8 protein-coding genes are annotated in these 12,294 nt (G+C 61.2%); 5 read left to right on the top strand and 3 right to left on the bottom strand.

Annotation, left to right across the window (positions count from 1 at the left end; all coding sequences use genetic code 11):
- Window positions 1-38 precede the first annotated feature (38 nt).
- A complete protein-coding gene (polA, locus tag RHIBUN_RS0104295) occupies window positions 39-3,038 on the bottom strand; it encodes a DNA polymerase I (RefSeq protein ID WP_025658602.1) in 3,000 nt (999 codons plus the stop codon).
- 422 nt (window positions 3,039-3,460) lie between these two features.
- Here polA and RHIBUN_RS0104300 point away from each other — a divergent pair, with 422 nt between their 5' ends.
- The 3 genes from RHIBUN_RS0104300 to RHIBUN_RS0104310 all read left to right on the top strand — a co-directional run bounded on the left by RHIBUN_RS0104300 (window position 3,461) and on the right by RHIBUN_RS0104310 (window position 6,676).
- Window positions 3,461-3,877, top strand: a complete 417-nt coding sequence (locus RHIBUN_RS0104300; protein WP_016552356.1) for a MarR family transcriptional regulator — start codon at window positions 3,461-3,463, stop codon at window positions 3,875-3,877.
- Window positions 3,878-4,084: 207 nt separating this feature from the next.
- Window positions 4,085-5,473, top strand: a complete 1,389-nt coding sequence (locus tag RHIBUN_RS0104305; protein ID WP_025658603.1) for a M20/M25/M40 family metallo-hydrolase — start codon at window positions 4,085-4,087, stop codon at window positions 5,471-5,473.
- A gap of 486 nt (window positions 5,474-5,959) precedes the next feature.
- Window positions 5,960-6,676, top strand: coding sequence for an SH3 domain-containing protein (locus RHIBUN_RS0104310; protein WP_156932675.1), 717 nt, complete (start codon window positions 5,960-5,962; stop codon window positions 6,674-6,676).
- Window positions 6,677-6,858: 182 nt separating this feature from the next.
- Here RHIBUN_RS0104310 and RHIBUN_RS0104315 read toward each other — a convergent pair whose 3' ends face one another.
- Together RHIBUN_RS0104315 and RHIBUN_RS0104320 are read right to left on the bottom strand one after the other, a co-directional pair.
- On the bottom strand, window positions 6,859-7,041 hold the full coding sequence (locus tag RHIBUN_RS0104315; RefSeq protein ID WP_018855247.1) for a hypothetical protein: 183 nt from the start codon (window positions 7,039-7,041) through the stop codon (window positions 6,859-6,861).
- Window positions 7,042-7,208: 167 nt separating this feature from the next.
- Window positions 7,209-7,529: a hypothetical protein gene (locus tag RHIBUN_RS0104320; protein WP_025658605.1), complete on the bottom strand. Its 321-nt coding sequence runs from the start codon at window positions 7,527-7,529 to the stop codon at window positions 7,209-7,211.
- Window positions 7,530-7,762: 233 nt separating this feature from the next.
- On the opposite strand from RHIBUN_RS0104320, the gene RHIBUN_RS0104325 reads away from it, so the two are divergent.
- Window positions 7,763-10,102, top strand: coding sequence for a transglycosylase domain-containing protein (locus RHIBUN_RS0104325; protein WP_025658606.1), 2,340 nt, complete (start codon window positions 7,763-7,765; stop codon window positions 10,100-10,102).
- 236 nt (window positions 10,103-10,338) lie between these two features.
- Window positions 10,339-12,258, top strand: a complete 1,920-nt coding sequence (dnaK, locus tag RHIBUN_RS0104330; RefSeq protein WP_018855244.1) for a molecular chaperone DnaK — start codon at window positions 10,339-10,341, stop codon at window positions 12,256-12,258.
- The last annotated feature ends 36 nt before the right edge of the window (window positions 12,259-12,294 follow it).

A 12,294-nucleotide genomic window follows, 5' to 3' on the forward strand; every position in this document is an offset into this window, starting at 1 on the left:
AAGGCAATGAAAATTTTAATGAATTTTCGACGAAGCGCTCAGTGCGCTTCGTCCCAGTTGGTGGCCGAACGCGCGTCGACTCTCAGCGGCACCCGCATTTCGAGCGCCGGCATGGTGGCGTTCTCCATCACCGAAACGATGATCGGCGTCGCCTTTTCGACGTCTGCGTCCTCGACTTCGAAGATCAGTTCGTCGTGCACCTGTAGGAGCATGCGCACGCGGTCGCCAAGCCCTGCTTCGGCCAGCGCCGGCTCCATCTTGATCATGGCCCGGCGAATGATATCGGCGGCTGATCCCTGGATCGGCGCGTTGATCGCGGCGCGCTCGTTGAAGGCGCGAACCGACGGGTTGGACGAGCGAATCTCCGGATAGTTGATTCGCCGCCCGAAGATCGTTTCGACGTAACCCTTGTCACGCGCCATCTGCTTGCGGCTGTCCATGTAGTCGCGGATGCCGGGGAAGCGCTCGAAATACTTCTTGATGTAGTCGCCCGCTTCCGAGCGCTCGATCGAGAGCTGATTGGCAAGGCCGAAGGCTGAGATACCGTAGATGATGCCGAAGTTGATGGCCTTGGCGCGACGTCGCACTTCTGACGGCATGCCCTCGACAGGCACGCCGAACATCTCCGATGCGGTCATCGCATGAATGTCGACGCCGTCGGCGAAGGCCTGCGTCAGCTGCGGAATCTCGGCGACGTGGGCGAGCACGCGCAGCTCGATCTGGCTGTAGTCGGCCGAAATCAGCTTATGGCCCGGCGACGAGATGAAGGCCGTACGGATCTTGCGGCCTTCCGCCGTCCGAACCGGAATGTTTTGCAGGTTTGGTTCCGAGGAGGACAGGCGACCTGTCGTCGTCGAGGCCAGCGAATACGAGGTGTGAACCCGCTTCGTCTGGGGGTGCACGTATCCCGGCAGCGCATCCGTGTAGGTGGACTTGAGCTTGGTCAGCTGGCGCCAGTCGACGATCTTGCGCGGCAGTTCGAAGCCCGCGGCGGCGAGGTCTTCGAGAACGCTTGCCGAGGTCGACCATTGGCCGGTCTTCGTCTTCGTACCGCCTGCAAGTCCCATCTTGCCGAACAGGATGTCGCCCAGCTGCTTCGGCGAGCCGATGGTAAAGCGACCGCCTGCAAGCTTGAAAATTTCGTCCTCGAGTGCCGCGGCGCCTTGTGCGAGATCGCCGGACAGGCGCGAGAGGATCTGCCTGTCGACGGTGATGCCGCGTTCTTCCATGTGTGCCAGGACCGGAAGCAAGGGCCGCTCGAGGCGTTCGTAAACCGTGGTCAGCTTCTCGGCGGCAAGGCGCGGTTTCAGCACCAGCCAGAGCCTGAGCGTGATCTCCGCATCCTCGGCGGCGTAGTGCGTCGCGCGATCGATATCGACGAGGTCGAATGTAACGTTCGACTTACCGCTGCCGGCCACGTCCTTGTAGGCGATCGGCGTGTGGCCGAGGAACTTCTCCGACAACGGGTCCATGCCGTGCGCGCCGGTGCCTGCGTCGAGCACGTAGGAGATCAGCATCGTATCGTCGAAGTTCTTGGTTTCGACCCCGTAGCGCTTCATCAGCAGGTAGTCGTATTTGAGGTTCTGGGCGACCTTCAGGATCGACTCGTCTTCCAGCAGTGCCTTCAGCCGGGGCAGGGCATCTCGCATCGGGATCTGGTTGTCCGCAAGCCCGCCGCCGAGCAGATCGCCGACGCCCGTCTTGTGGGCGATCGGGACGTAGGCGGCGCGAATGCTGGTGCCGGTGGCGTTCCTGTCGTTGTCGGCAATCGCCATCGAGAAGCCGACGAGCTCCGCCTGCATCGCATCGAGCGACGTGGTCTCGGTGTCGAAGCCAACCAGTCCGGTTTCGCGCGCATCGGCAATCCATTTGTCGAGCGTCGCGATGTCGCGAATGGTGACATAGCGCGAGTGGTCGAAGGGCAGGGAGGCAAAGGCCTCGGCGCGCGCCTTGGCAAGATCGCCCGGCCGGAAGGTACCCTCGCGACCATTCGCGCCGTTCGCCTTTGCCGGAACGGGCACGGCCTCGCCTGCAACGTCGGGAATACCGCCGGCAACCGGCTCGGGCTCTGCGGCGTCGAGATCCGGCCCGCGCGCTGCCGCACCCCACTGGACCGGAACATCCACGGCTTCGATCGCGCTGGCATCGCAATCGCAAGCCTCGGCCACGCGCCGCGTCAGCGAGGTAAACTGCATTGCCTTCAAGAAGCCGATCAGCTTCGGTCCGTTCTGAGGCTCAAGGATCAGGTCTTCGACCTTGAGTTCAAGCGGAACATCGGTGCGCAGCCGCACGAGCTCGCGCGACAGGCGGGCCTTGTCGGCATTCTCGATGATCGTCTGCCGGCGCTTCTCCTGCTTGATCTCGGTCGCGCGTTCGAGAAGTGTGTCGAGATCGCCGTAGTCGGCAAGCAGTTGCGCCGCCGTCTTCGGGCCGATGCCGGGGATGCCAGGCACGTTGTCGACCGAGTCGCCGGTCATCGCCTGGAGGTCGATCATCTTCTCGGGTGGAACGCCCCACTTCTCGATGACATCAGGAACGGCGATCTGCTTGTCCTTCATGCTGTCGTACATGTGGACGTTGGTCGTCACCAGCTGCATCAGATCCTTGTCCGAAGACACGATCGTCACGTCGGCGCCGAGCGCCTCGGCCTGGCGAGCATAGGTTGCAATGATGTCGTCGGCCTCGAAACCCTCCGTCTCGATGCACGGCAGGTTGAAGGCCCGTGTGGCGTGACGGATGAGACCGAACTGAGGGATGAGTTCGTCGGGCGGTGTCGAGCGGTTCGCCTTGTAGGCGTCGTAGAGATCCTTGCGGAATGTCTTTGCCGAATAGTCGAAGATGACGGCCAGATGCGTCGGGGTCGCGCCAACCGATGTGTCGCGCGCATCGGTCAGGAGTTTCCACAGCATGTTGCAGAAACCCGACACGGCGCCCACCGGCAAACCGTCGGATTTGCGCGTCAAAGGGGGAAGTGCGTGAAAGGCTCGAAAGATAAAACCGGAGCCGTCGATTAGGAAGAGATGATCGCCTTTTTTCATGGCGTCATGGATAGCGCGGCGACCTTGGAAGGTCCATATAAAGTTCCGAGGGTGAAAAGTTTCTGGCTCACCAAAGTGTTACTAATTTGTAATAGTCAATCCTCGGCTTTCCCTTGAAAAGCCACATTCCCGATCACAAATGATTACTACCGGCGTTTGATCGTGTTTGATCGCGTCGAGGGTCTGATAGCTGGCTTGTCCCCCGCCGCTTCGGACTTGGACAAAGGCCTTATCCCCTCTCCGGGCCTTTGTCCCCATTTTAAAGCCGCCATAGCCAGACCTCCAGGCTATGGCGGCTTTGTTTTGCTGCTCTATCTTTCGAACATAGCCTGCGATGAAGCATTTGTGATGCGTCGTATGCGATTTGTTGCATTGTTTCATCGAGTTTTCTGCGACTAATTGAGAAGATGGGAATTAATCGAATGGACTCGGGAGCTTACCTTGCCAGTCAGCTGGCCAAGGGCTTCGCTCGTTCGCTCCAGCAGCGCGCGGCGCGGCTCGGCTTTTCGCCCGGGCAATTCCCCGTTCTTCTCGAACTCTGGGCCGAGGACGGGCTGACGCAGAAGCAGTTGCTGGCCCGCGTCGACATCGAACAGGCGACGATGGCGAACACGCTTGCGCGCATGGCGCGCGACGGGTTGATCGATCGTCGTCCGCATCCGTCCGACAAGCGCGCGCAGCTGATCTTTCTCACGGACAAGGCCAAAGGCATGGAAGACGACGCCATCGAGGCGGCGCGTGAAGCGGACCTGGCCCTGTTTCAGGGCTTCAAGAGCTTCGAGCGCGAACTGACGCTCGAGTACATCCGCCGCCTGCTCGACAATGCCAAGAAGCTGTAATCGACACTGTTCCGCCGCCGTTATGGTCGAACTCCTCCGCATGCGCTGAAAACAAGCTCTCGCCCGCCGCCAGCTATTCGTGCTCTCGTCCCCCGGGCGTGTCTGACGCGCCCATCTCTCGCCATTGGCTCTCCCTGCCTGCTTTTTCGTCTCGAAAGCGACCGGCCTTTGGTCTATCGTCCCGCCGAATTTCAAAAGGAGTCGAAAATGACTGACGTAATGCCGGTGCTGTCGCGTGCGGACCAGAATTTGACATCGAGCCTCGACAAGCTGTTCGAGCTGTTGCGCATCAAGTCCATTTCCACCGACCCGGCCTACAGGGCCGAGTGCCGCAAGGCGGCTGAATGGCTGGTTTCCTATCTCGAGACCCTGGGTTTCGAGGCGTCCGTGCGTAACACGCCCGGCCACCCCATGGTCGTGGCCCATCACGCCGGCGCAAGCGCCGACGCGCCGCATGTGCTGTTCTACGGCCACTACGACGTGCAGCCAGTCGATCCGATCGAGCTCTGGGAGAATGATCCCTTCGAACCGTCGATCAAGGATGTCGGCAACGGCCGGAAGATCCTGACGGGCCGCGGCACCGCCGACGACAAAGGCCAGTTGATGACCTTCGTCGAGGCCTGCCGTGCCTACAAGGAAGTCAAAGGTGCACTTCCCTGCCGCATCACCATCCTCTTCGAAGGCGAAGAGGAATCAGGTTCGCCGTCGTTGAAGCCTTTCCTTGAGGCCAACGCCGCGGAGTTGAAGGCGGACTATGCGCTCGTGTGTGACACCGGCATGTGGGATCGCGATACGCCGGCGATCGCAGCAGCCCTTCGTGGTCTTGTCGGCGAGGAAATCGTCGTGACGGCCGCCGATCGCGATCTGCATTCCGGCCTGTTCGGCGGTGCCGCGGCGAACCCGATCCATATCCTAACTGCCGCGCTTGCCGGGCTGCACGATGAGACCGGCCGCATCACCCTTGAAGGCTTCTATGACGGCGTCGAGGAAACGCCTGCCAATATCAAGGCATCCTGGGAAACGCTCGGCAAAACGGCGGAAACCTTCCTGGGCGAGGTCGGCCTGTCGATCCCGTCGGGTGAAAAGGACCGGTCGGTTCTCGAGCTCACATGGGCGCGTCCGACCGCCGAGATCAACGGCATCTGGGGTGGCTACACCGGTGAGGGCTTCAAGACGGTGATCGCAGCCAAGGCTTCGGCCAAGGTTTCCTTCCGCCTCGTCGGGACCCAGGATCCGAACGCCATCCGCGAAAGCTTCCGCAGCTACGTCCGCTCGAAAATCCCGGCGGACTGCTCGGTCGACTTCCATCCGCATGGCGGTTCGCCGGCCATCCACCTCTCTTACGATTCGCCGGTGCTGACGAAGGCCAAGAATGCGCTCTCCGACGAGTGGCCGAAACCGGCCGTGGTGATCGGCATGGGCGGATCGATCCCGATCGTCGGCGACTTCCAGAAGATGCTCGGCATGGAGTCGCTGCTTGTCGGCTTCGGTCTCAGCGATGATCGCATTCACTCGCCGAACGAGAAGTACGAACTCGCTTCCTACCACAAGGGCATCCGTTCTTGGATCCGCATCCTGGAAGCGTTGGCCAAATAGGCTGGAAAAGCGTTCGTCTTTGAACGCCAGAAAAACAAAAAGGCCGGAACGAGCCGGCCTTTCGTCATCCGCTTCACTTCGATGCCAGTACATCCGTGGTCAAGGAGGAAGCGAATGTTGCAGCCAGACTGATCGGGAAAGGTTAACCAACGGTTAACGCGGAGCCTCGATCAGGACGGTGGAAGCGGCAACGTTGCTGGCGCGCACAGCTTTCCATCGGCTGCAATATGTTGATCCACATGTCGGAATGCCTAGCGCGCGTTTCAAGTAGATGTGACGCATTTTTGAATTTTGAAGCGCCCACGCGTTCAAGTCAGGTTCATCGGCGCGGACTACAAATCATTGAAAGAAAAGGTGATTGAGCTGAAATCGGCACGAGGCGACGAACGCCGAAGCCGTGCCCGGGCGCTTGCGCGCCTTTTCGGAAAACACAAGCGGCGCGGTCGCCAGCGTCGTCAGAGGAGTTGAAACGTGAAGTCCATCTTGATGAAGGCCGCTGCAGCGGCCGCCCTCTTGCTCGCGCCGGCGATTGCCCAGGCGGCAGAGGGATATGCGACAGCCAACGTCAACATGCGGGCCGGACCAAGCACGCAATATCCCGCTGTAACCGTCATTCCGGCCGGTGAATCGGTGGAAATCCATGGCTGCCTCGCCGATGTGCCTTGGTGCGACGTGGAGTTCTACGGTGGGCGCGGCTGGGTCGCAGGTCGCTATGTGCAGGCGCTCTACCAGAGCCGTCGCGTCTATGTGGGTCCGGAATATTACCGTCCCCTCGGAATCCCGACCGTGGTCTTCAGCGTCGGAAATTACTGGGACCGCTATTACCGCGGTCGCGATTTCTATCGGGAGCGCGATCGTTGGCGTCGCAATCCTGTTTACGATCGCCCGCCCGCTGTCGTTCGCCCGGTGCGGCCGCCAGAATTCGACGGAAACCCCGGCCCCGGCCGTCCACGACCCGATTTTGATCGCGGTCCCGATCGGAGGCCCGATGGAAACCGCGGACCGGGCCGTCGTCCCGAGCAACCGAATTTCGACCGCGGCCCCGGTCGCCAGGATTTCCAGGGACGGCCCCATGACAATCGTCCGGACTTCCAGCGCCCGCCGCAGGGCAACGACGATGGGAACTGGCGTCGCGGCGGTGAGGGCCGTCGTGGGCCTCCACGCTGCCCGCCGGGTGATCCGGCCTGCGGCAACCAGCAGTGACGCATCGGGGCGGCCGCGAGGCCGCCCTTTTTATTGGGGAGATGAGAAGGCCCGGCGCTCTGGGAGAGACACCGGGCCTGATCGCGATCGGCGCGTTTGAGGGGAGACGGCCGACCTTTAGCGAAACGTGTAGGGCGTGTTTCGCTAGGGCATTAATCCACCAGCTCGCTAATGGTTCCCTGTTACCAGAGAGAAACGGAACGCTGCCGACCGGCGAGGAGGTCGCGCAATTCCGCGAACGGGCCGTGAAGCATCTTCAGGCGGCTCTCTTCCATTTTTGTCAGCCTGTAGCGGCGTGCAAACTCGTGCACGTCCCAAACTTCACGCAGCTTGAATTCTTCGCTTTTGGTAATGTCGATGGTCATGGATGCCTACATATTGCGCATGCTGCGCTAATCTCAGGCGCAATTCGGCGTGCTATACGTCAGATTTGTGACAGTCGCAACGAATGGCAGCCATGCCAAAAAAGCGGGGCTTGGTAAACGAATTATAACAAAGCCCAGGCTGAGCGGCCCGGGCCTTGCTGTCTTAATCAGCGCCAATCGCGTCCGCGCACCCACGGTGGCGGGCGATCCCATCCGTAGGATCGCTCATAGCGCCAGTCATGGCGCGGCGGGCCGCCCCATCCGTAGCGGCGATCGGCGCGCCAGCCGTAACGCGGCGGTGGCGGTCGGTCCCAGTTCGGCCGGCAATTGCCCCACCGGGTCAGGTGATAGCCGCGCCCGCAGGCGTAATCGACGAGTACCGTATTCTTGGCCGCAACGCCGTTCAGCGGCGCGACCGGCATCGCTTCAGCCGCGGTAACGCCAAATCCACACATGGCGATCGCAGCTGCAATCATTCTCATACGCATCTCTGCACCTCTGTTATGCAAGTCCCTTGCACATGGATTAGAGAGCCGGTTCGGTGAACGGGGGCTGAACCAAATTTGACATTGTTGGGGCAAGGGCGGGCCGGTCTAACCACTTCTTAACCACCCCTTAAATCGCCGCATTTAAAGTTCAACCGGGCGGAGAACCGTTTGGCAAAGCACGGTTTCTGCGGCGTCGCCGCGCAAGGAGCGAAGAAGGGGCGTACCGGTACTAGATGGCGGGCAGAGGCAAATCACGCGACAGGATCGAACCTTCCTTCAGCGGTCGCGACGACCGCGACGATGATGACGATTTTTCGCTCGACGCCGATGACCGTGTCGTCAGGGGACGTTCGACCAAGCGATCGCCGTCAAAATCGTCTCGCGCGCGCCAACCCGAAAGACGCAGACGTGGTCGTCGCGAACGCGAGGGTGGAAGCTTCTTCGGCTTCATTCGTCGCATCCTCTACTGGTGCATCGTTTTCGGCATCTGGGCCGGGATCGGCGTGGCTGGCCTCGTCGTCTACTACGGGTCGCGCATGCCGAGCGCCAGCACCTGGGCCATTCCGGATCGCCCGCCGAACGTCAAGATAACTGCCGTCGATGGCAGCGTCATCGCCAATCGCGGCACGACGGGCGGCGAAGCGCTCGCGCTCGAAGACATGTCGCCCTACATCCCGGAAGCGATCGTCGCCATTGAAGACCGCCGCTTCTATTCGCATTTCGGCGTGGATCCCCTTGGCCTCGCACGCGCCCTCGTCACCAACCTGACGACCGGCCACATGGTTCAGGGCGGCTCGACGCTGACACAGCAGCTTGCAAAGAACCTTTTCCTGTCGCCGGACCGCACGCTTGAGCGTAAGGTGCAGGAAGTCCTGCTCGCGCTATGGCTGGAGCAGAAATACACCAAGGACCAGATCCTTGCGATGTACCTCAACCGCGTCTTCTTCGGCTCGAACGCCTATGGCGTCGAAGCGGCCTCGCGTCGCTACTTCAACAAGTCCGCACGCGACGTGAACCTCGGTGAAGCAGCCCTTCTTGCCGGACTCGTCAAGGCGCCGTCGCGGCTGTCGCCGGCGCGCGATCCCGAGGCCGCCAATGCCCGCGCGCAGGTGGTCCTGCAGACGATGCGCGAGCAAGGCTATATCACCGACGACGAGGTGAAGACCGCGATGTCGCAGACGCCAGCCAAGGCGAAGCGCTACTGGTCGGGCGCCGGCCACTATGTCGCGGATATGGTCATGGACCAGCTCCCTGGCCTGATCGGCGACGTCAAGGAAGACATCGTCGTCGATACGACGATCGACAAGACGCTGGAGAAGCGCGCGGAGCAGTCCCTGAACGATGTGCTCGGCAAGGATGGCGCCAAGCTCGATACGTCGCAGGCAGCCCTGGTTTCACTCGATGGCACCGGCGCAATCCGCGCGCTCGTCGGCGGCAGGGATTATGCCGACAGCCAGTTCAACCGCGCCGTCACCGCCAAGCGCCAGCCGGGCTCGTCCTTCAAGCCGTTTGTCTATGCAGCGGCGTTGGAAAAAGGTCTGACGCCGTTTTCGGTGTTCAACGACGCGCCGATCCGCATCGGCGATTGGACGCCTGAGAACTACGAGAAGAAGTACAATGGCGAAGTGACGCTCGCGACGGCGCTTGCAAAGTCGCTGAACACCGTCGCGGCCCAGTTGGTCATGTATGACGGGCCGGACCAGGTGATCAAGCTCGCGCACCGCCTCGGCATCGAATCGGAACTGCAGCCCAATGCCTCGATCGCTCTTGGTACGTCGGAAGTGTCGCTGACCGAGCTCACCGGCGCCTATGCCGCCTTCATGAATGGCGGCTACAAGGCGACGCCGCATGTGATCCGACGCGTAACGACGGCTGACGGCAGCAAGGTGCTCTACGAAAATACCTACGACAACCCGCCCCGTGTCTTGTCGGAAGCGATTGCCGCCAACATGAACACGATGATGATGGGCGTCATCAACCAGGGAACGGGCAAGAGCGCCAAGCTTTCCGGTTGGCAGGCCGCGGGCAAGACCGGCACGACCCAGAATTCGCGCGACGCGCTCTTCGTCGGCTTCACCAGCAACCTCACAACCGGCGTCTGGTTTGGCAACGACGATGGCAAGCCGATGAAGAAGGTGACGGGCGGCGGCTTGCCGGCCAAGGCCTGGCAGGAATTCATGGTCGCCGCGCACAAGGGACTGTCGCCGGCGCCACTGTTCGGCAACGGGCAATTCATGGCTGATCCGGCAGCCAATCCCGGCTTCGGCGACCAGCCGATGGCGTCTGCGGAGCCCGGTATGGCGCCGCCGCTTGAAGAGCCGACGACAATCGGCAGCATTCTCTCCGGTGTCTTTGGTGAAAGCGCCGAGCGCTATCCACAGGCGAATGACCGGCCAAGACGCCAGCCGATCGCCCCGGTCAATGGCGGTCCCGTGCCGCCCGCCGACATCGCCGATGACGGTGGTTATGGCCACGGTGATGCGCTGCCGCCGGGTGATATTGGCGAGCCTGAACCGTCGCCGGCGCACCATCGGAAACGGACGACCTTGCTTGACTTGATCATGGGACAATAGTCGACGGGTTTTGGCCAGAAAAACGCCATCGTCCTGTGCGTGCCAAAATTAGCTGTTGGGCGCTTTTTTTGCCGGTTTTCTGGCTAGTTCTCGCCTTGCAGTCCCGAAAACCGCTCCTTATATACGCGGCATCACCGCAATCACGATTGCGTTAATCTTAAAGACCCATCCCGTAAGGGGCTGTCAGGGAAATGCCTTCTCGGGGTTCCGACAGCTTGCTTCAAGGAGAGAATGACATGGCAAAAGTAATTGGTATCGACCTCGGAACGACAAATTCCTGCGTCGCTGTCATGGACGGCAAGGACGCGAAGGTCATTGAGAACGCCGAAGGTGCGCGCACGACGCCTTCGATCGTAGCATTTTCCGAAGATGGCGAACGCCTCGTCGGTCAGCCGGCCAAGCGCCAGGCAGTCACCAACCCCACGGATACGCTGTTCGCAGTGAAGCGCCTCATCGGCCGCCGCTACGACGATCCGACGGTTGAAAAGGACAAGGCTCTCGTTCCTTTCGAGATCACCAAGGGCGACAACGGCGACGCATGGGTCAAGGCCCGCGGCACCGGCTATTCGCCTGCCCAGATCTCCGCGATGATCCTTCAGAAGATGAAGGAAACCGCTGAATCCTATCTCGGTGAAAAGGTCGAAAAGGCCGTCATCACCGTTCCCGCATACTTCAACGACGCACAACGCCAGGCAACCAAGGATGCCGGCAAGATCGCCGGCCTCGAAGTTCTGCGCATCATCAACGAGCCGACGGCGGCAGCCCTTGCCTACGGTCTCGACAAGAAGGACGGCAAGACCATCGCCGTTTACGACTTGGGTGGCGGTACCTTCGATATCTCGATCCTCGAAATCGGCGACGGCGTCTTCGAAGTGAAGTCCACCAACGGCGATACCTTCCTCGGCGGTGAAGACTTCGACATGCGTCTCGTCGAATACCTCGTTGCCGAGTTCAAGAAGGACAACGGCATCGACCTCAAGGGCGACAAGCTGGCTCTGCAGCGCCTCAAGGAAGCTGCCGAAAAGGCAAAGATCGAACTGTCGTCCTCGCAGCAGACCGAAATCAACCTGCCGTTCATCACCGCTGATGCAACCGGCCCGAAGCACCTGACGCTGAAGCTGACCCGCGCCAAGCTCGAAAGCCTGGTCGAGGATCTGATCCAGCGCACGATCGCACCGTGCAAGGCTGCTCTCAAGGATGCCGGCGTCACGCCAGCCGAGATCGACGAAGTCGTTCTCGTCGGTGGCATGAGCCGCATGCCGAAGGTCCAGGAAGTCGTCAAGCAGCTGTTCGGCAAGGAGCCACACAAGGGCGTCAACCCTGACGAAGTCGTGGCACTCGGCGCAGCCATCCAGGCTGGCGTTCTGCAGGGCGACGTCAAGGACGTTCTGCTTCTCGACGTAACCCCGCTGTCCCTCGGCATCGAGACCCTCGGTGGCGTCTTCACCCGTCTGATCGAGCGTAACACGACGATCCCGACGAAGAAGTCGCAGACCTTCTCGACCGCCGACGACAACCAGCAGGCCGTCACCATCCGCGTTTCGCAGGGCGAGCGCGAAATGGCTGCCGACAACAAGCTGCTCGGCCAGTTTGACCTCGTTGGCCTGCCGCCGGCACCGCGTGGCGTTCCGCAGATCGAAGTCACCTTCGACATCGACGCGAACGGCATCGTGCAGGTTTCGGCCAAGGACAAGGGCACCGGCAAGGAACAGCAGATCCGTATCCAGGCTTCCGGTGGTCTCTCCGACGCCGACATCGAAAAGATGGTCAAGGACGCTGAAGCCAATGCCGAAGCCGACAAGAAGCGCCGCGAGGCCGTGGAAGCCAAGAACCAGGCTGAAAGCCTGATCCACTCCACGGAAAAGTCGCTGAAGGATTATGGTGACAAGGTTTCCGAGGCCGACCGCACCGCGATCTCCGATGCGATCGCTGCTCTGAAGTCTGCCGTCGAAGCAACCGAGCCGGATGCTGAAGACATCAAGGCAAAGACCCAGACCCTCATGGAAGTCTCCATGAAGCTCGGTCAGGCGATCTACGAAGCACAGCAGGCTGAAGGCGGTGCGGCAGCAGACGCATCCGCGGAAGCCGGCGACGACAATGTCGTCGATGCCGACTACGAAGAAGTCAAGGACGACGACCGCAAGAAGTCCGCCTAAGCGAGACGAGACGGTCTAGCTTGAAACTGACGTTCC

Source organism: Rhizobium sp. IBUN, from assembly GCF_000510625.1.
GTDB classification, from domain to species: domain Bacteria; phylum Pseudomonadota; class Alphaproteobacteria; order Rhizobiales; family Rhizobiaceae; genus Rhizobium; species Rhizobium altiplani.